At 71.7% G+C, this 18744-nt stretch carries 15 protein-coding genes; 10 read left to right on the top strand and 5 right to left on the bottom strand.

Annotated elements, in window-relative coordinates:
• Window positions 1-133 precede the first annotated feature (133 nt).
• The 10 genes from CR938_RS07345 to CR938_RS07390 all read left to right on the top strand — a co-directional run bounded on the left by CR938_RS07345 (window position 134) and on the right by CR938_RS07390 (window position 11295).
• A complete protein-coding gene (locus tag CR938_RS07345; protein WP_246191005.1) occupies window positions 134-700 on the top strand; it encodes a hypothetical protein in 567 nt (188 codons plus the stop codon).
• Between the two features lie 288 nt (window positions 701-988).
• Complete coding sequence (locus CR938_RS07350; RefSeq protein ID WP_162124382.1) at window positions 989-1993, top strand: N-acetylornithine carbamoyltransferase; 1005 nt, start codon at window positions 989-991, stop codon at window positions 1991-1993.
• Window positions 1994-2026: 33 nt separating this feature from the next.
• Complete coding sequence (locus CR938_RS07355; RefSeq protein WP_162124383.1) at window positions 2027-3232, top strand: argininosuccinate synthase; 1206 nt, start codon at window positions 2027-2029, stop codon at window positions 3230-3232.
• 200 nt (window positions 3233-3432) lie between these two features.
• Window positions 3433-4527: an acetylornithine deacetylase gene (locus CR938_RS07360; protein WP_162124384.1), complete on the top strand. Its 1095-nt coding sequence runs from the start codon at window positions 3433-3435 to the stop codon at window positions 4525-4527.
• A 43-nt stretch (window positions 4528-4570) separates the two neighbouring features.
• Window positions 4571-5890 (top strand): acetylglutamate kinase, encoded by a 1320-nt coding sequence (locus CR938_RS07365; RefSeq protein WP_162124385.1) that lies wholly within the window; start codon window positions 4571-4573, stop codon window positions 5888-5890.
• Window position 5891: 1 nt separating this feature from the next.
• Window positions 5892-6500: a GNAT family N-acetyltransferase gene (locus CR938_RS07370; RefSeq protein ID WP_162124386.1), complete on the top strand. Its 609-nt coding sequence runs from the start codon at window positions 5892-5894 to the stop codon at window positions 6498-6500.
• On the top strand, window positions 6497-7468 hold the full coding sequence (gene argC / locus CR938_RS07375) for an N-acetyl-gamma-glutamyl-phosphate reductase (RefSeq protein ID WP_162124387.1): 972 nt from the start codon (window positions 6497-6499) through the stop codon (window positions 7466-7468). Before CR938_RS07370 ends, argC begins: the two co-directional genes overlap by 4 nt.
• Window positions 7461-8762, top strand: coding sequence for an argininosuccinate lyase (argH, locus tag CR938_RS07380; protein ID WP_162124388.1), 1302 nt, complete (start codon window positions 7461-7463; stop codon window positions 8760-8762). The genes argC and argH overlap by 8 nt, the downstream gene beginning before the upstream one ends.
• A gap of 69 nt (window positions 8763-8831) precedes the next feature.
• Entirely contained in the window at window positions 8832-9980 is a 1149-nt protein-coding gene (proB, locus tag CR938_RS07385) for a glutamate 5-kinase (protein WP_162124389.1), read from the top strand.
• Between the two features lie 43 nt (window positions 9981-10023).
• Window positions 10024-11295 (top strand): glutamate-5-semialdehyde dehydrogenase, encoded by a 1272-nt coding sequence (locus CR938_RS07390; RefSeq protein WP_162124390.1) that lies wholly within the window; start codon window positions 10024-10026, stop codon window positions 11293-11295.
• Between the two features lie 6 nt (window positions 11296-11301).
• On the opposite strand, the gene CR938_RS07395 is transcribed toward CR938_RS07390, so the two are convergent.
• The 5 genes from CR938_RS07395 to pgaA form a co-directional block, all read right to left on the bottom strand.
• Window positions 11302-12543, bottom strand: coding sequence for an MFS transporter (locus CR938_RS07395; protein ID WP_162124391.1), 1242 nt, complete (start codon window positions 12541-12543; stop codon window positions 11302-11304).
• A 101-nt stretch (window positions 12544-12644) separates the two neighbouring features.
• Window positions 12645-13115, bottom strand: a complete 471-nt coding sequence (gene pgaD, locus CR938_RS07400; protein ID WP_162124392.1) for a poly-beta-1,6-N-acetyl-D-glucosamine biosynthesis protein PgaD — start codon at window positions 13113-13115, stop codon at window positions 12645-12647.
• The gene (pgaC, locus tag CR938_RS07405) at window positions 13112-14368 is read right to left on the bottom strand and encodes a poly-beta-1,6-N-acetyl-D-glucosamine synthase (protein WP_162124393.1); all 1257 of its coding nucleotides are present in this window, start codon (window positions 14366-14368) and stop codon (window positions 13112-13114) included. Before pgaC ends, pgaD begins: the two co-directional genes overlap by 4 nt.
• A gap of 2 nt (window positions 14369-14370) precedes the next feature.
• Window positions 14371-16257, bottom strand: a complete 1887-nt coding sequence (pgaB, locus tag CR938_RS07410) for a poly-beta-1,6-N-acetyl-D-glucosamine N-deacetylase PgaB (RefSeq protein ID WP_162124394.1) — start codon at window positions 16255-16257, stop codon at window positions 14371-14373.
• An 11-nt stretch (window positions 16258-16268) separates the two neighbouring features.
• Window positions 16269-18314, bottom strand: coding sequence for a poly-beta-1,6 N-acetyl-D-glucosamine export porin PgaA (pgaA, locus tag CR938_RS07415; RefSeq protein ID WP_162124395.1), 2046 nt, complete (start codon window positions 18312-18314; stop codon window positions 16269-16271).
• Between the last annotated feature and the right edge of the window lie 430 nt (window positions 18315-18744).

The raw sequence follows: 18744 nt of genomic DNA on the forward strand, positions 1-18744 counted from the left end.
TAACGCGGGCGGCGCGCGGGCCGGCCGCGTGCCGCGCGGCCGGCCCGCGCCACGCTCGACGGCAGGGTACGGTTCAGCCGGCCGCGGGCGGGCGCGCCTAAACTGCCGGCCTGCATTGAGGTGCCCGGTACCGATGCTCCGACTCCCGAAATACCCGCTGCTGGCCCTGGCGTGCTGCGCCGCGCATCCGGCTTGGGCCGCGGACAGGCCGGAGGCGGCGCAGGAGGTCCCGCAGATCCGCGTGGTGCCGGCCGAGAACGTCAAGATCGACTACGCCCAGGTGTTGCGGGTGGAACCGGTCTACCAGACCCTGCGCGCCACCCGCACCGAGGAGCGCTGCGACCCGGAGCCGGCGCCGCAGGCCGGGCAGGCGCGGCAGGAGGCCCGGGAGGAGGCCCGGGAGGAGGGGCTGTGGTCGCGCATGGTCGAGTCGGTCCGCTCGGTGTTCGGCGGTTCCGGCGCCGCGGAGCCCGAGCCGGCCCCGCCGTCGCCGCCCCCGCAGACGCGCCAGAACTGCCGCATCGTCCAGGTGGACCGCGAGTTCCAGCGGCCGATCGCCTACGACGTGGACTACGTCTACAAGGGCACCAAGTACCGCTCCCGGCTGGCCGAGGACCCGGGTAACCGCCTGCGGGTCCGGGTCTCGGTGACCCCGTACGTGCCCGAGGCCCAGGCCCGCCCCCAGCAGGCCAACCCGTAGACCTTCGCATACTTGCGCCCCGCGCGCCTGCGTGCGAGGATGGGCGACCCATGAACACCGACCTGCAGCCGCACGCCGCCAGCGCCGCCCGGATGGCCTCCGGGATGACCTCGCGCGCGCGCCGACCGGAATCCTGCTTTCCTGCTGGGTGACCGGAGTGCCGTGCTGTCCGCCGAAGACCCAGCCCCAGGCTGGGTTTTTTCGTTTCCGGGGCCCGGGGAAGGTTTCAACCGCAAAAGATCCGAACAACGCCAGGCCTGACGGGGCCGACACCGCAAGGAACCAACCATGCCCAAGCACTTCCTCAACACTCAGGACTGGAGCCGCGCCGAGCTGGACGCGCTGCTGGCGCAGGCCGCCGAGTTCAAGAAGCACCGCCTGGGCGACCACCTGAAGGGCAAGTCGATCGCGCTGGTGTTCTTCAACCCGTCCATGCGGACCCGCACCAGCTTCGAGCTGGGCGCCTTCCAGCTGGGCGGCCACGCCATCGTCCTGCAGCCCGGCAAGGACGCCTGGCCGATCGAGTTCGACCTGGGCACGGTCATGGACGGCGAGGCCGAGGAGCACATCGCCGAGGTGGCGCGGGTGCTGGCCCGCTACGTGGACCTGATCGGCGTGCGCGCCTTCCCGAAGTTCAAGGACTGGTCCTACGACCGCGAGGACCGCGTGCTCAAGGCCTTCGCGAAGTATTCGACGGTGCCGGTGATCAACATGGAGACGATCACCCACCCGTGCCAGGAGCTGGCCCATGCCCTGGCCCTGCAGGAGCACTTCGGCACCACCGACCTGCGCGGCAAGAAGTACGTCCTGACCTGGACCTACCACCCGAAGCCGCTGAACACCGCGGTGGCCAACTCCGCCCTGACCATCGCCACCCGCCTGGGCATGGACGTGACCCTGCTGTGCCCGACCCCGGAGTACATCCTCGACGAGCGCTACATCGGCTGGGCCAACCAGAACGTGGCCGAAAGCGGCGGCTCCTTCCGCATCAGCCACGACATCGAGGAGGCCTACCGCGGCGCCGACGTGGTCTATGCCAAGAGCTGGGGCGCGCTGCCGTACTTCGGCAACTGGGAGCCGGAGAAGCCGATCCGCGACCGGTACAAGCACTTCATCGTCGACGAGGCCAAGATGGCCCTGACCAACAACGGCGTGTTCAGCCACTGCCTGCCGCTGCGCCGCAACGTCAAGGCCACCGACGCGGTCATGGACTCGCCCAACTGCATCGCCATCCGGGAGGCCGAAAACCGCCTGCACGTGCAGAAAGCGGTGATGGCCGCCCTGGTGCGCTGACCGCTCCCCACGCATTCCCACGGAACCTGTCCCATGAGCAACCCCAACGAATCCCGCGACATCGTCCTGGCCTTCTCCGGCGGCCTGGACACCAGCTTCTGCGTGCCCTACCTGAAGGAGCAGGGCTGGAACGTGCACACCGTGTTCGCCGACACCGGCGGCGTGGACGCCGAGGAGCGCGCCTACATTGAGCAGCGCGCCGCGGAGCTGGGCGTGGCCAGCCACGTGACCGTGGACGGCGCCGCCGCGATCTGGAACGGCTTCGTCAAGCCCTTCGTGTGGGCGGGCGAGGGGTACCAGGGGCAGTATCCGCTGCTGGTTTCCGACCGCTACCTGATCGTGGACGCCGCGCTCAGGCGCGCCGCCGAGCTGGGCACCAACGCCATCGCCCACGGCTGCACCGGCATGGGCAACGACCAGGTCCGCTTCGACCTGGCGGTCAAGGCCCAGGGCGACTACCGCATCGTCGCCCCGATCCGCGAGATCCAGAAGCAGCACACCCAGACCCGCGCCTACGAGCAGAAGTACCTGGAGGAGCGCGGCTTCGAGGTGCGTGCCAAGCAGAAGAGCTACACCATCAACGAGAACCTGCTGGGCGTGACCATGTCCGGCGGCGAGATCGACAAGTGGGAGGCCCCGGGCGAGGGCGCGCGCGGCTGGTGCGCGCCGCGTTCGGCCTGGCCGACGGAGCCGCTGCGGGTGACCCTGAAGTTCGTCGAGGGCGAGGCGGTGGAGCTGGACGGCAAGCCGCTGGAGGGCGCCAGGATCCTGGCCCGCCTGAACACCATGTTCGCCCAGTACGGCGTGGGCCGCGGCATCTACACCGGCGACACCGTGATCGGGCTGAAGGGCCGCATCGTGTTCGAAGCCCCGGGCCTGACCGCGCTGCTGACCGCGCACCGTGCCCTGGAGGAGGCGGTGCTGACCAAGCACCAGAACCGCTTCAAGCCGGAGGTGGCGCGCAAGTGGATCGAGCTGGTCTACGAGGGCTTCTACCACGACCCGCTGAAGGCCGACCTGGAGGCCTTCCTCAAGTCCTCGCAGGCCAAGGTCAACGGCGAGGTGGTGCTGGAGACCCGCGGCGGCCGCGTGGACGCGGTGGCCGTGCGCTCGCCGCACATCCTCAACGCCAAGGGGGCCACCTACGCCCAGTCGGCCGACTGGGGCGTGGAGGAGGCCGAGGGCTTCATCAAGCTGTTCGGCATGAGCAGCACCCTGTGGGCCGAGGTCAACCGCTGAGGCGGACGACCCGGCCCCGGGCACCGTGACCGGGGGCGCCGGGCAACCCGGCGCGGCGGTGACGGCCGGCGGTCCCGTACCGGCACCGGGGCCCACGATCCCGCACCTCCGTTCCGGCCCGGCCGCGGCGCCGGCCCGGAACGGCGCACGGCAAGCGCCCGGCACCTCCCGCACCGTGCCGCGGCAACCGGACCAGACCGATGACCGACCTGCTCGAATTCACCCTCGCGCACCTGGAGAAGCTGGTGTCCTTCGACACCCGCAACCCGCCGCGCGACATCGCCGCCGAAGGCGGCATCTTCGACTACCTGCGCACGCACCTGCCGGGCTTCCGGGTCGAGGTGGTGGACTACGGCGCCGGCGCGGTGAGCCTGTACGCCGTGCGCGGGAACCCGAAGTACCTGTTCAACGTGCACCTGGACACGGTGCCCGACTCGCCGCAGTGGAGTGCCGACCCGCACGTGATGCGCCGCCTGGACGACCGCGTGGTCGGCCTGGGCGTGTGCGACATCAAGGGCGCGGCCGCCGCGCTGCTGGCCGCGGCCAACGCCGGCCAGGGCGACGCCGCCTTCCTGTTCTCCTCCGACGAGGAGGCCAACGACCCGCGCTGCATCGCCGCCTTCCTCCGGCGTGGCGTGCCTTACGAGGCGGTGCTGGTGGCCGAGCCGACCCGCTGCGAGGCGGGGCTGGCCCACCGTGGCATCTCCTCGGTGCTGATGCGCTTCGCCGGCCGCGCCGGCCACGCCTCGGCGGCCCTGGATCCGTCCGCCAGCGCCCTGCACCAGGCGGTGGAGTGGGGCCACCGGGCGCTGGCGCACGTGCAGTCGCTGGCGCACGCGCGCTTCGGCGGCTTGACCGGCCTGCGCTTCAACATCGGCCGCATCGAGGGCGGGATCAAGGCCAACGTGATCGCTCCGGCCGCCGAGCTGCGCTTCAACTTCCGGCCGCTGCCGTCCATGGACATCGACGGCCTGCTGGCCACCTTCGCCGGCCTCGCCGAGCCGGCGCCGGCCCATTTCGAGGAGACCTTCCGCGGCCCGAGCCTGCCGGCCGGCGACGTGTCCCGCGCCGAGGAGCGCCGCCTGGCCGCGCGCGACGTGGCCGACGCGCTGGAGCTGCCGGTGGGCAACGCCGTGGACTTCTGGACCGAGGCCTCGCTGTTCTCCGCCGCCGGCTACACCGCGCTGGTGTACGGCCCGGGCGACATCGCCCAGGCGCACACCGCCGACGAGTTCGTCACCCTGGACCAGCTGCGCCGCTACGCCGAATCGGTCCACCGCATCATCAACCGCTAGCGCCACACGCACCGCTTCCCGCACCCCTTTCCCGACCACGCCCATGCAAGCCCACCTGCAGACCCGCCAGACCATCATCCGCCTGCTCTCCAGCATGGCCAGCGCCAAGGAGATCAGCCAGTACCTCAAGCGCTTCTCCCAGCTGGACGCCAAGCGCTTCGCCGTGGTCAAGGTCGGCGGCGCGGTGCTGCGCGACGACCTGGAGGCGCTGACCTCCTCGCTGGCGTTCCTGCAGCAGGTGGGCCTGACCCCGATCGTGGTGCATGGCGCCGGCCCGCAGCTGGACGAGAAGCTGGCCGCCGCCGGCATCGAGAAGAAGACGGTCAACGGCCTGCGCGTGACCACGCCGGAGGCGCTGGCGATCGTCCGCCGGGTGTTCCTGGAGTCCAACCTGAAGCTGGTCGAGGCCCTGCAGCAGGCCGGTGCGCGCGCCACCTCCATCACCGGCGGCGTGTTCGAGGCCGACTACCTGGACCGCGACACCTACGGCCTGGTGGGCGAGGTGAAGGCGGTCAACCTGGGGCCGATCGAGGCCAGCCTGCAGGCCGGCTCGATCCCGGTCATCGCCAGCCTGGGCGAGACTGCCGGCGGCCAGATCCTCAACGTCAACGCCGACTTCTCGGCCAACGAGCTGGTGCAGGTGCTGCAGCCGTACAAGATCATCTTCCTCACCGGCACCGGCGGCCTGCTGGACGAGAAGGGCAAGGTGATCGAGTCCATCAACCTGTCCACCGAGTACGAGCACCTGATGGCGCAGCCGTGGATCAACGGCGGCATGCGGGTGAAGCTGGAGCAGATCAAGACGCTGCTGGACAGGCTGCCGCTGGAGTCCTCGGTGTCCATCACCCGCCCGGCGGACCTGGCCAAGGAGCTGTTCACCCACAAGGGGTCCGGCACCCTGGTCCGGCGCGGCGAGAAGGTGCTGCGCGCCACCGCCTGGGACCAGCTGGACCTGGCCCGGTTGCGCGCCCTGATCGAGTCCAGCTTCGGCCGCACCCTGGTGGGCGACTACTTCGAGCGCACCCGCCTGCTGCGCGCCTACGTCAGCGAGAATTACCGCGCCGCGGTGATCCTCACCGACGAGGCCGAGGGTGTGTACCTGGACAAGTTCGCGGTGCTGGAGGAGGCGCAGGGCGAGGGCCTGGGCCGGGCCGTGTGGCAGGTGATGCGCGAGGAGACCCCGTCGCTGTTCTGGCGCTCGCGCCACGGCAACCCGGTCAACCACTTCTACTACGCCGAGTCCGACGGCTGCTACAAGCAGGAGCGCTGGAAGGTGTTCTGGTACGGCATGGACGGCGGCTTCGAGCAGATTGCCCGCTGCGTGGCACACTGCGGCACCCGGGCACCGACCCTGGAGGGCTGAGATGGGCGATGCCGCCACCGACGCCTGGTCGCAGGTGCCGGTCCTGGCCGGCCGCCACGCCGTGCTCGAGCCGCTGCGCCCGGAGCATGCCGCGGCGCTGCGCACGGTGGCGGAGGAGGGTGGCCTGCACCGGCTCTGGTACACCAACGTGCCGGCCCCGGAGCAGGTCGGGGCCTACGTGGCCCGTGCCCTGGAGGCGCAGGTGCAGGGCCAGGCCCTGCCGTTCGCGGTGCGCGACGCGGCCGGCGCCGTGGTGGGCACCACCCGCCTGTACGGGCTGGATCCGCAGGTGCCGCGGCTGGCCATCGGTTACACCTGGTACGCGCCGCGGGTGCAGCGCACCGGGGTCAACACCGAGTGCAAGCTGATGCTGCTGCGCCACGCCCTCGGGACCCTGGGCTGCGCCTGCGTGTACTTCGAGACAAGCTGGTTCAACCAGCGCTCGCGCCGGGCCATCGAGCGCCTGGGTGCCAGGCAGGATGGCGTCCTGCGCAACCACAAGCGGCACGCCGACGGGACGCGGCGCGACACCGTCGTGTTCTCCATCATCGACGCGGAATGGCCGGCGGTGCACCGCCATCTGCGCTTCCTACTGGATTCCCACGCATGAGCAAGACCTATTCCATCGGCATCGTCGGCGCACGCGGCCACACCGGGGCCGAGCTGATCCGCCTGGTCGCGGCCCATCCGCAGCTGGAGCTGGCCTTCGTGTCCTCGCGCGAGCTGGACGGCCAGCGCGTGGCCGACCACAACCCGGCCTACACCGGCGACCTGCGCTACGAGAACCTGGGCCCGGCCGCGGTCGTGGGCAAGGGCGCCGAGGTGGTGGTGATGGCCCTGCCCAACGGCAAGTGCGCACCTTACGTGGAGGCGCTGGACGCGGCCGCGCCGCAGACCCTGGTGGTGGACCTGTCGGCCGACCACCGCTTCGACGCCGGCTGGTATTACGGCCTGCCGGAGATCCCCCGCGGCCGCTGCCAGGGCCAGCGCCGGATCAGCAACCCCGGCTGCTACGCCACCGCCATGCAGCTGGCGATCTGGCCCATGCTCGAATACCTGGCCGGCCCGCCGCAGTGCTTCGGCGTGTCCGGCTATTCCGGCGCCGGCACCACGCCATCGGACCGCAACAATCCCGAGCTGCTGCGCGACAACCTGATGCCGTACTCGCTGGTCGGCCACGTCCACGAGCGCGAGGTCTCGGCGCAGCTGGGCGTGCCGGTGGAGTTCATGCCGCACGTGGCGCCGCACTTCCGCGGCATCACCATGACCGTGAACATGTGGCTGACCGGGGCGGTCAAGCCGGACTGGGTGCGCGCCCGCTACGAGCAGCGCTACGCCGGCGAGCCGCTGGTGGACGTGGTGGAGCAGGCGCCGTGGGTCAGCCGCATCGCCGGCCGCCACGGCGTGGAGATCGGCGGTTTTTCCGTGGCCCCGGGCGGCAAGCGCCTGGTGGTGGTGGCCACCCTGGACAACCTGCTCAAGGGCGCGGCCACCCAGGCCATGCAGAACATCAACATCGCGCTGGGACTGCCCGAGCTGGCCTCGATCCCGGCCTTCAAGGAGACTTCCCATGGCTGAGCTGCTCTGGCAGAAGCCGGGCGTGGCGGTGGACGCCCAGATCCAGCACTTCCTCGCCGGCGACGACGTGGTCCTGGACCGCGAGTTCTTCCTGCATGACATCGCCGCCAGCACCGCCCATGCCGAGGGCCTGCAGCGCATCGGCATCCTCTCGGTGCAGGAGCTGGAGGGGCTGAAGCGCGAGCTGGCCGCGCTGGCCGAGGACTTCCGCGCCGGCCGCTTCGTCCTGGACGAGCGCTACGAGGACGGCCACTCGGCCATCGAGGCGCGCCTGACCGAGCGCCTGGGCGATGCCGGCCGCAAGATCCACACCGGCCGCAGCCGCAACGACCAGGTCTTGGTGGCCACCCGCCTGTGGCTGAAGGAGAAGCTGGCGCGCGTGGCGCGGCTCTCGGTCGAGGTGGCCAGGGTCGCCCTGGACCGCGCCGCCGCGGAGAAGGACCTGCCGCTGCCGGGCTACACCCACATCCAGCGCGCGGTGGTGTCCTCCTGCGGCATGTGGTGGGCCGGCTGGGCCGAGGCCTTCATCGACGACGCGGTGCGCGCACAGGACACCCTGCGCCTGGTGGACTGCAACCCGCTGGGCACGGCCGCCGGTTACGGCGTCAACCTGGGGCTGGACCGCGAGCACACCACCGCCGCGCTGGGATTCGCCCGCATGCAGGTTAGCCCGGTGTACGCGCAGCTGTCGCGCGGCAAGTTCGAGCTGGCCGCACTGGAGGCCCTGGGCAGCGCCACCCTGGACCTGCGCCGCATCGCCTGGGACCTGTCGCTGTTCACCAGCGCCGAGTTCGGCTTCGTGTCCCTGCCGCCGCAGTACACCACCGGCAGCTCGATCATGCCCAACAAGCGCAACCCGGACGTGATCGAGCTGATGCGCGCCACCCACGCCAGCGTGGCCGCCGCGCGCACCGAGATCGAGCAGCTGCTGTCGCTGCCCTCCGGCTACCACCGCGACCTGCAGGCATCCAAGGGCGCGATCTTCCACGGCTTCTCCCGCGGCCTGGCCGCGCTGGAGCTGCTGCCGGCGCTGCTGGCCAACCTGGAGTGGCGGCCGGAGCGGATGCGCGCGGCCATCGATTCGGGTATGTACGCCCCCGACGTGGCGGTGGAGGCCGCCATCGCCGGCGTGCCGTTCCGCGAGGCTTACAGGGCCGCCGCGGCCGCGGCCGACCGCGCCGGCGAGGGCCGCACGCCCGAGGCCAGCCTGGCCGCGCGCACCTCGCCGGGCGCGGCCGCCGACCTGCGCCTGGAGGAGCTGCAGGCGCGCTGGGCGCGCCTGGGGCAGGGCTGAGGCCCGGCGTCGCCGCGCCCGCGGCGGCATCCGGCAGCCCGCGGCCGCCAACGGATCGAGGAGCCCCGCATGCATGTGATCCCGCCGTTCGAGGAACAGCCCCTGCCGGCCTGGAAGCGGGCCGTGCTCAAGGTAGGCAGCAGCCTGCTGGCCGACGCCGGGCGAGGCCTGTCCCCACGCCACGCGCTGGGCCTGGCCCAGTTCGTCTCGGCCAGCATCGGCGCCGGCCGCGAGGTGGTGATCGTCTCCTCCGGCGCGGTCGCGGCCGGACGCGGCATCCTCCAGCGCAAGGCCGAAAGCGGCGCCGGCATCGCCGAGCGCCAGGCCCTGGCGGCGCTGGGCCAGGCGCAGCTGGTCGGCCTGTGGCAGCGCTTCTTCGAGCGCCCGGTGGCGCAGGTGCTGCTGACCCACGACGACCTGCGCAACCGCCGCCGCTACCTCAACGCCCGCGCCACCCTGCGCGAGCTGCTGGCCCTGGGCGCCATCCCGGTGGTCAACGAGAACGACACCGTCTCGGTGGACGAGCTCAAGCTGGGCGACAACGACAACCTGGCCGCGATCGTGGCCGCGCTGGTGGACGCCGACGCGCTGTTCATCGCCACCGACATCGACGGCTTCTACACCGCCAACCCGCGCACCAGCCCGGAGAACGCCCAGCCCATCAACGAGGTGGAGGCGCTGACCCCGGAGTTCTACGCCATGGCCGGCGGCAGCGGCAGCGCCGTCGGCACCGGCGGCATGCGCACCAAGCTGGAGGCGGCCGCGCGCGCGGCCGCGGCCGGCATCGAGACCTTCCTGTTCAACGGCACCAGGGCGGCCACGGTGCAGAAGCTGGCCCAGGGGGTGCTGCAGGGCACCCGCTTCCGCGCCGCGCAGAACCGTCTGGCCGCGCGCAAGTACTGGCTGCGCAACGTGCCGCTGGAGGCCGGGCGGATCGTGGTGGACGCCGGAGCCGCGGCGGCGCTGGCGGAGAAGGGCGCCTCGCTGCTGCCGGGCGGGGTGGTGGCGGCCGAGGGCGACTTCCGCCGTGGCGACATGATCGAGCTGGCGGTGCGACAGGACGACGGCACCACGCGCGCCATCGCCCGCGGCATCACCCAGTACTCGGCGGTGGACGTGCGCCAGATCGCCGGCCGCCACTCCCGCGACATCGAGACCATCCTCGGTTACAACTACGGTGACAACGTGATCCACCGCGACGACCTGGTGCTGCTGTAGGCACCGCACCGGTCGCCGGCCACCCCACCGCGAGGCTGCCCCCATGACCGGAATCAGGACCCAGGCCCTGCAGGCGCGCGACGCGGCCCTGGCCGTCGCCGCCCTGTCCACCGACGCCAAGAACGCCCTGCTGCAGGCGATGGCCGCCGCCCTGGAGGCGGACGCCGCGGTCATCCTGGAGGCCAACGCGAGGGACCTGGAGGCCGCCCGGGCCAAGGGCGGGGGCAGCGCCATGCTCGACCGCCGGCGCCTGGACGGCAAGCGCCTGCAGGGCGTGGCCGACGCCCTGCGCGAGGTGGCGGCGCTGCCGGATCCGGTGGGCCAGGTGACCCGCGCCTACGACCGCCCCAACGGCATCCACGTGGAGCGCGTGCGCGTGCCGCTGGGCCTGATCGCGATGATCTACGAGGCCCGCCCGAACGTGACCGCCGACGCCGCCGCACTGTGCCTGAAGGCCGGCAACGCGGTGGTCCTGCGCGGCGGATCGGAGGCCATCCACTCCAACACCGCGATCGCCGCCGCGCTCCGGCGCGCCCTGCGCGAGGCCGACCTGCCGGAGGCGGCCATCACCCTGGTCGAGGACCTGCGCCGGGAGACCATCCTGGAGCTGATCCAGCTCAACGACATCGTGGACCTGGTGATCCCGCGCGGCGGCGAAGGCCTGATCCGCTTCGTGGCTGAGCACGCGCGCGTGCCGGTGATCAAGCACTACAAGGGCGTGTGCCACCAGTACGTGGACGCGCCGTGCGACCTGGGCCTGGCCCTGGACCTGCTGATCGACGGCAAGTGCTCGCGCCCGGCCGCCTGCAACGCCCTGGAGACGCTGCTGGGGCATGCCGACGTGGCCGCCACCTTCCTGCCGCGGGCGGTGCGCGCGCTGCGCGAACGCGGGGTGGAGCTGCGCGGCTGCGCGCGCAGCCGGGCGATCGTGCCGGACCTGCGCGAAGCCACCGGGGACGACTACGCCGCCGAGTACCTGGACCTGGTCCTGGCGGTGCGCGTGGGGGACGGGCTGGAGCAAGCCATCGAACACATCCAGCGCTACACCTCCGACCACACCGAGGTGATCGTCACCGCCGATGCCAGCCATGCCGAGCGCTTCGTCCAGGCGCTGCGCTCGGCGGTGGTGATGGTCAACGCCTCCTCGCGCTTCTCCGACGGCGGCGAGCTCGGCCTGGGTGCGGAGATCGGCATCTCCACCACGCGCCTGCACAGCTACGGGCCGATGGGCCTGGAGGCGCTGACCGTGGAGCGCTTCGTGGTCCGCGGCGAGGGCCAGGTCCGCCATCCGGACCTGCTGGCCCCGGCGGAGTAGGTGCCCCTACCAGCGGTCCTCGAGGAAACCGGGGCGGCATGCGCGCCAGGCACCGGCCAGCATCACCGCCACGCACGCCACCAGGAAGGCGAAGGACGCGCCCCAGCCGTGGGTGTGCGCGTGCAGCCAGCCGAACAGCAGCGGTCCCAGGCAGCTGAGCGCGTAGCCCACGCCTTGGGCGAAGCCGGAAAGCGCCGCCGAACCTTCCGGCGTGCGCGTGCGCAGGTTCACCAGGGTCAGGGCCAGCGGGAAGGTGCTCGAGCCCAGGCCCAGCAGCACCACCCACGCCACCGGCGCGGCCAGCGGCGCCCGGTACAGGCCCACGAAGCCGGCCAGCAGGCCGGCGGCGCAGGCGGCCACCACAGGCAGCGGGTTGCGCAGGCGCGCGGCGAGCACCGGCATGGCCAGCGAGCCGGCCAGGCCCAGCGCCGAGAACAGCGCCAGCATGGCGCCGCCGAAGGCGCGGCTGGCGCCGGCCTCGACCACCAGCGCCGGCAGCCAGGTGAACAGCGAATAGGTCACCAGCGAGGTCATGCCGAAGGTCAGGGCCATGCCCCAGCCCAGACCGGTGGCCCAGACCCGTCCGCGCGCGGGCGGCAGCTCGGGGGCTTCGTCGCCGGGGCGCACCGCGGCCTGGTGCAGGCGCGCCAGCGCGCTGCCGGGGTCGCGCTCGCGGCGCAGCCCCACCAGCCAGGGCAGCAGCGCGACGGCGGCCAGCAGCGACCACAGGCCCATGGACACGCGCCAGCCGGCGGCCGTGGCCACCGGCACCGCCAGCAGCGCCGGCAGGATGGTGCCCAGCTGCAGGGTGGTGATGTACAGCGAGCTGAGCACGCCGACCCGGTCGGGGAAGTAGCGCTTGACCAGCGGCGGCAGGATCACGTTGCCGATGCCCATGCCGGCCAGCGCCACCGCCGAGGCCGCCAGCAGCATGGCGGGGCCGCCGGCCAGCGAGCGTGCCAGCAGCCCGGCCGCGGCCAGGGCCATGGCCAGCACCGCGGCCCGTTCCAGGCCCAGGCGGTGGGCCAGGCGCGGCGCGCCGACGCCGGCGGCGGCAAAGGTGGCGGTGGGCACCATGCCCAGCACGCCGGCCACGGTGGGGCCGAAGCCGAACTCGCGGCCGAGCAGGTCCAGCAGCGGGGTCAGCGAGGTGACCGCGGTGCGCAGGTTGAACGCCGCCAGGAGGATACCGGCCAGTACCAGCAGGCGTCCGCGGAAGGAGGGGCGGGAATCGGGGAAACGGGACATCCGGAAGCGAAGGCCCGGACCGGGCGGTGCCGGGGCCGGGCCGGACGGGGGGAGGCGGCCATTCTACCGGTCGCCGCGGTCCCGTCCGCAGCGCCGCCGGCTCAAGTCGCGGCGGCCATGCCCTCCTCGAGCAGGGCCACCGGCCGCGCGTCCTCGCCCATGACCAGGGTGACCACGCGCGAGGCGGCCAGACGCCGGGCCAGCTCCGGCGTGGTGCCCAGACCGCGGGCGATCTCCTCGTGCGGGACCTGCGGCATCGGCATGCGCCGTTCCACGCCGCTGAAGCGGCGGCGGTTGTATTCGGCCCAGGCGATCACCAGCAGCGCGCAGGCCGCGCAGATCAGGGGCAGGCTCACGAACACGAACGGATCCACCTGATCGCTGTCGCGGTAGATGCGGATCCAGCCCTCGCGCAGGCCGAGCAGCCAGGCCAGCATGGTGATGGCCGGCAGCCACAGGTAGAGGTAGGCGGCCCAGAAGATGGCGGTGGCCGCGCCCCACAGCGTGCGGTGCACCAGCGGGACGTTCTGCGGGCGCTGGATCAGGCGGTAGTCGTACTTGGCGATGCTCATCGGACACCCCGGTCGGGACTGACCCAGACGGCGCGGGCACCGCGGCGCTTCAGCAGCGTCTTGGGCAGCGCCACCACGGTCGTGGACAGGCTGATCAGCCAGTAGGCCATCGGGTACCAGATGACCCAGAAGTAGTTGCGGCCTACATGGGTTTCGTAGCGGCGGTCGATGACCAGGCTGCTGGCGAACTGCAGCAGGCACACCAGCGCCAGCACCATGCCGTGCCAGCGCGGCAGCAGCGTGCCGACCTGCAACGGTTCGGGCAGGGCCACGAACCTGCCCAGCAGCCACAGCAGCATGATCCCCAGCATGGTGTAGGCCCACACCACGCTGAGCACGTACTCGGCCAGCACGCCCCACATGCGCCGCTTGCGCCACTTCAGCATGGACAGGCCGTGGCGCAGCAGCACCTCCACGCCGCCCTGGGCCCAGCGCAGGCGCTGCCGCCACAGGCCGCGCAGGGTTTCCGGCATCAGGATGAAGCACAGGGCGTTGGGCTCGTAGCGGATGTCCCAGTGGTCGTGCTGGATCCGCCAGCTGATGTCGATGTCCTCGGTGACCATGTCGTCGGCCCAGTAGCCGACACGGTGCAGGGCGGTGCGGCGGAAGCCGGCGATCACCCCCGACACGGTGAACAGGCGCCCGTACACGCGCTGGGCGCGCTTGATCATGCCGATGATCGAGGAGAACTCGGCCACCTGCAGCCGGCCGAGCAGGGTCGAGCGGTTGCGCACCCGCGGGTTGCCGGTGACCGCGCCCACGCGCGGGCCGGAGACCAGGTGCCACACCATCCAGTGCAGGGCGTACTCGTCCAGCATTGCGTCGCCGTCCACACACACCAGGTACTCCGAGCGCGCCGCCAGCGCGCCCATGCGCAGGGCGTTGGCCTTGCCCAGGTTGCGGCTCAGGTGCAGCACGCGCAGGCGTGGGTTGGCGGCGGCCAGCGCGTCCAGGCGGGCGCCGGTGTCGTCGGTGCTGCCATCGTTGACCGCGATCACCTCGTAGTCGGCGGGGTAGCGCTGGGACAGCGCCGCGTTGATGGTGTCCTCCACGTCCCCGGCCTCGTTGTGGCAGGGGATGAGGATGGAGGCGAACGGCGCCGGGTCCATCGGCGGCGGGTCGTTGCGCGCGCGCTCGTGGCGCTCGCGGCGGAAGAAGTAGTACAGGCCGCCGGACATCCAGAAGAACGCCATCACCATCGGGTAGAAGAACGCGAACTGGAACAGCGCGTACAGCGCCGGATGCATGCTCATGCTCATTCCTCCGCGTAGGGGAAGGTGCGCGCGGACAGCGCGGCGCGGGCGTCGGCGGTGCTGGGCCGGTCGGCGATGAAGTCGTCGGGGTACCAGGCCAGGTGGCGCACGCCTTGCGCGATCAGGCGCCGGGTCTGGGCCTTGAGGCGCTTCCCGGGGATCGGCTGCCGGCGGTTCCAGTCCACCGTCTGCAGCTCGAACACGGTCTGCCGCAGCTCGGGATCGTGCACGCGCACCGCTTCGACGAGGCGGTCCAGCCAGCGCTCGGGATCGCGCGCGCCTTCCATCCAAGGCATCGCCATCAGCGCGGTGTAGTCGTAGGCGTGATTGAACATGTCCAGCCGCTGGGCGAACCAGGCCTGGCTCTCCGGCTCCAGCACCGGCCGGGCGTACAGGTTGCGCACCATCTTGAGCTTGGGACGCCAGCGCTGGGCCGCATCGCGCAGCTCGAGCGTGAAATCGATCAGCGCCTGGGTGCGGGCCTCGGTCTGGCCGGGGAGGAACTGCGGCAGTTCGACGTCGCGCAGGTAGGCGTCGTCGTGGAACAGCAGGCCGTCCATGTACGAATTGGCGGCCAGGTCCTCGTAGATGCCGGCGATGAAGCGGCGGACCTCGGGCCTGGTGAAATCGAGGCGGAAGATGCCGTCGGCTTCCGGGCTGCGGATCGCCCATTCTTCGCGCTGGCGCGGGTCGGCGGGCTCGTAGCCGAGCACCGGCAGCCATGCGTAGACCTCGGCGCCCGCGCGCGTGCGCAGCTGCCAGGCCACGCGGTTGTACAGGTCGGCCCGCATCGGCATGAAGCGGTTGGGGAAGTACAGCGCATCGGCCGAGCCGTTGCCGTCCGGATCGGCGAACGCCTGCAGGAAGATGCGGTTCGGGCCGATCTTCTTGACGCGCTCGACGAGCGCGTCGAGGTTGCGCTCGATCTGCGCCGGATCGTCGTCGTACACCGCGTCCAGGTCGATCTGCAGCGCACGGATCCGGACCGGATCGGGATCGCTGCGCAGGATGTTGGCGAGCTCGACCACGGTGGGGTTGCCCGTCACCAGCAGGCGCGCCATCCCGTGCAGGTCAGGCTGCACCGGCGTGTTGCGGCCTTCCAGGTCGAAGGAGACGGTCATGCCCAGGCTGTCGGCGATGCGGCTGATCACGCTGTTGTATGCCGCGTACGGCCAGACGATCGCGCGCGGCGCGCGCCCGGTGTGGGTACGGATCAGCTGCACGCTGCGCTCCAGGTCCGATCGGATGCGCGCGAGATACTGGTCCTCGGTCTCGTAGCGCTTGGTCGCCGGATCGTAGATGCGCGTCACCGCCGCGGGTGTGGAGTTGCCCTGCGGATTGGACAGCACGCCGTGGTGCAGATCGTTGGTGTGGCTCGCGATCTCGACCAGGCCGCTCTCCTGCATCTCGCGGATCTGGGCCCAGGTCAGGAAGTCGTCTCGGGTGAACGGGCGCGGGCCGTAGTCCACCGTGCGGCCGGCGGGCAGATCCACCCAGTCCGTCACCACCGCGACCAGGGCGGGATAACCGTACGCCTGCAGCAGCGGGAACACGCGGGTGTAGACGCTGCGCAGCCCGTCGTCGAAGGTGAGCAACACGGGCCTGGGCGGGAGCGGGCGCCCGCCCTTGGACGCCTCGATCACCTGCGAAAGCGATACCGGGTGGTAGCCCTGGCCGTCGAGCCAGTCCAGGTGGGCGGCGAAGTTCTGCGTGCTGACCGCGTAAAGGTCCGGGTCGCCCTTGCGCGCCACGTCGTCGCGGATGTCGTGGTAGCTGAGCACGAGCAGCCGTTCCGCCTCCGGCGCCGTCGGGGCCGCCGGCGCCGCGAAGGGGAGCAGCAGCGCGCACAGCGCCAACAGTGGCCGCAGCCACGTCGAATGCCTTTTCATGTCCATCCTCCTCATTCTCCCCAGCGGAACTCGACGTCGAAGCCGAGGCGTTCCTCGCGCTCGCCGTCGTAGACGGGACGCGACCAGTTCACGCCGTACGTCAGGACCCGGCCCAGGGCGAACTGCCATTCGTGCTCGTAGCGCAGCGAGGGCACCCAGGCGCTGCCGAAACGCTCCTGCCAGTAGGGGCCGATCGAGGCGGTCAGGCGGTGGCGGAAATGCCGCTCGTAGTGGCGCCAGGCCAGATGATCGGCGCGCAGGCCCAGCTCCAACGAGCCGTCGCGCGACGGATTGAAGTAGGGCGCGTCGTCGCGGGTACCGCGACTGGCGTACGCGCCGAGGCTGGCGTCGAGCAGGAAGTGCGGCCGGGTCAGCACGCGCTGGTCCAGGCCGGCCGAGAACGCCGTGCGCACGTTGCCGTCGTCGTACCGGAAGCGCGTCACGCCGAGGTTCCAGGCGAATCGTTCGTCGCGCGCGTAGTTCATGGTCGCACCGACGCTGTCGGCGGTGATGCCGGCGGCGCGCGCCTGCAGCGAGGCATCCGGATCGTTGCGCCGGGCGTTCGTGGCGGCGCTCCACTGGTCGTTGAAGCGCCAGCCGACCGCCAGGTCGATGCCGGTGCCGCCGACCCGATCGTCGGCGTGGCTGGCCGCCAGGTGCGCGTCCAGGCGGTCGAACGCGTAGCGGACGCCCACGCTTTGCGTGCGATGGTGGATGCGCTCGCCGTCGAACTCCGCCCAGCGGTCGTCGGCCGAGGCGGTCAGCCGCCACCGGTCGTCCAGGATCGGCGTCTGCACCTCCACGCCGTAGCGTCCGTCGCGGCTGCCCAGCGGCGAACTGTCCGCACGGTCGTTGTCGTCGCTGCGTCCGATCGAGGCGTACGCGCGCCACTGCCAACCGCGATGCACGCGCCATGCCCGGTCCATGCGCATCACCGCCGGTTGTCCCGGGTAGTAGCGCAGGAGGTGGTCGCGCAGGGGCGCGGCGAGGTCGTCCCGTTGCAACGCCATCAGGGCGTCCACCTGGCCGATGCGGGCGCCGACGTCGCGCTCGTCGAGGGTCTGGGCCATGCGGAAGCGCTCCAGCGCCCGCTCCGGCCAGCCGCGCATCATGAAGACCTCGCCGAGCGAGGTGTGCAGGCCGCCGTTGGCCGGGCCGACGGTGGCCAGCGCCTCCAGCTCCGACTGCGCTTGCGGCAGGTAGCCGCTGTAGGCGCTGATCATGGCATGCGTGACGTCCGCGTCGTAGCGGCCCCAGTTCTCGTAGGGATTGCGCGCGCCGCGCTCGTATACCCAGGGCGGTTGCCGCGCGGCGTAGGCCTGCAGCTGCGCCAGGGCGAGGTCGGGCCGCTCGTACTCCAGCTGGGCGAAGGCCAGCTGCGTGCGCAGGACGGAGTTCTCCGGCGCCGTCTGCAGGGCCTTCTCCAGCACGCCGGCCGCTTCCCTCGGCCGCTGCAGGACCAACAGCGACTCGCCGATGGCGGGCAGCACGTAGTCGGGCACGTCCACGCCTTCGCGCCGCATCGATTCGTACTCGTCCACGACGCGCTGGTGCTCGCCGAGCTCGTTCAGCACGATCAGGCGGTCGAAGCGGACGGACAGCGGAACGTCCCGACCGTCCGGGTGCTGCGTGCGGAGATAGGTCTCGATCGCCGCTTCGGCGGCACGGGCATCGTCCAGGCGGGTCTCGTCGCTGGCGCCCTGGGCCTCGCTCCAGGTGACCATCCGGCCCAGGCGCCGGGCTTCCAGCCATTCGCGCTCGTCGGCATCGAACAGCTCGGGACGGGCCTGGTACAGGGTCCATGCACGGTAGCCGCTGCCGATGTCGGCGAGCAGGAGCGCGCGCAGCTTGTACAGGCCGGGATCGTCCGGAGCGTGCGCGGCGGCGCGTTCCAGTGTGGAGAGGGCGGCGTACCACTGCCGGCCGTCGCGCAGTCGCCAGACGTCCTCGGCCGTGGGCGGCGCGGAGGTCGGGGGCGGGGTCTGGGCGACGCCGAGTCCTGGAATGCCGGCGCATGCGATCGCGACGCAAAGCGCCAGCGGGGAAGGAGAGGGCATGGGGGTCCCTGGGTGATGCTGAGGGGTGTTGGTAAATCGTGACACAAGTCACGTGCCAAGTTTGTAACCCCGGCGCATCACGCGCCGATGCCGCCGCGGCGCGCCCTAGGCCCGGTTGTTTGCGCTAACAGGTTGATCGGGAGACGGAAAATGCCGGAAGTGGCGCGGCCCGACATGACGCGCCGTGACAGATGTGACCTATCGGGCCACCTTTTGGCATCCGCGATATCGATCGATTTGCGGAAATTGTTCGACCCGGATGATCGGTGCGCGCACGTCCGGATCCACGGCCGGCGAAGCGGGCGGGGGCGGCGCGCGGGACGAACTTCCGCTCGCTGACGGCGGCTCGGCACGCCCGGTCCGCGGCCACGGTGGGGGGGGGCGGCAGCGAGCGCATCCTGCCGGAGGGCGACAACGAGCTGGTGCGCGG

The sequence above is a fragment of the Pseudoxanthomonas taiwanensis genome, from assembly GCF_010093135.1.
In the GTDB taxonomy this organism is placed as follows: Bacteria; Pseudomonadota; Gammaproteobacteria; order Xanthomonadales; family Xanthomonadaceae; genus Pseudoxanthomonas; species Pseudoxanthomonas taiwanensis.

Coding starts and splice junctions, on each gene's coding strand:
- pgaC (WP_162124393.1), bottom strand. CDS start 14,368: ATGAGCATGCATCCGGCGCTGTACGCGCTGTTCCAGTTCGCGTTCTTC.
- CR938_RS07390 (WP_162124390.1), top strand. CDS start 10,024: ATGACCGGAATCAGGACCCAGGCCCTGCAGGCGCGCGACGCGGCCCTG.
- proB (WP_162124389.1), top strand. CDS start 8,832: ATGCATGTGATCCCGCCGTTCGAGGAACAGCCCCTGCCGGCCTGGAAG.
- argH (WP_162124388.1), top strand. CDS start 7,461: ATGGCTGAGCTGCTCTGGCAGAAGCCGGGCGTGGCGGTGGACGCCCAG.
- CR938_RS07370 (WP_162124386.1), top strand. CDS start 5,892: ATGGGCGATGCCGCCACCGACGCCTGGTCGCAGGTGCCGGTCCTGGCC.
- pgaA (WP_162124395.1), bottom strand. CDS start 18,314: ATGCCCTCTCCTTCCCCGCTGGCGCTTTGCGTCGCGATCGCATGCGCC.
- CR938_RS07365 (WP_162124385.1), top strand. CDS start 4,571: ATGCAAGCCCACCTGCAGACCCGCCAGACCATCATCCGCCTGCTCTCC.
- CR938_RS07360 (WP_162124384.1), top strand. CDS start 3,433: ATGACCGACCTGCTCGAATTCACCCTCGCGCACCTGGAGAAGCTGGTG.
- pgaB (WP_162124394.1), bottom strand. CDS start 16,257: ATGAAAAGGCATTCGACGTGGCTGCGGCCACTGTTGGCGCTGTGCGCG.
- CR938_RS07395 (WP_162124391.1), bottom strand. CDS start 12,543: ATGTCCCGTTTCCCCGATTCCCGCCCCTCCTTCCGCGGACGCCTGCTG.
- CR938_RS07345 (WP_246191005.1), top strand. CDS start 134: ATGCTCCGACTCCCGAAATACCCGCTGCTGGCCCTGGCGTGCTGCGCC.
- argC (WP_162124387.1), top strand. CDS start 6,497: ATGAGCAAGACCTATTCCATCGGCATCGTCGGCGCACGCGGCCACACC.
- pgaD (WP_162124392.1), bottom strand. CDS start 13,115: ATGAGCATCGCCAAGTACGACTACCGCCTGATCCAGCGCCCGCAGAAC.
- CR938_RS07355 (WP_162124383.1), top strand. CDS start 2,027: ATGAGCAACCCCAACGAATCCCGCGACATCGTCCTGGCCTTCTCCGGC.
- CR938_RS07350 (WP_162124382.1), top strand. CDS start 989: ATGCCCAAGCACTTCCTCAACACTCAGGACTGGAGCCGCGCCGAGCTG.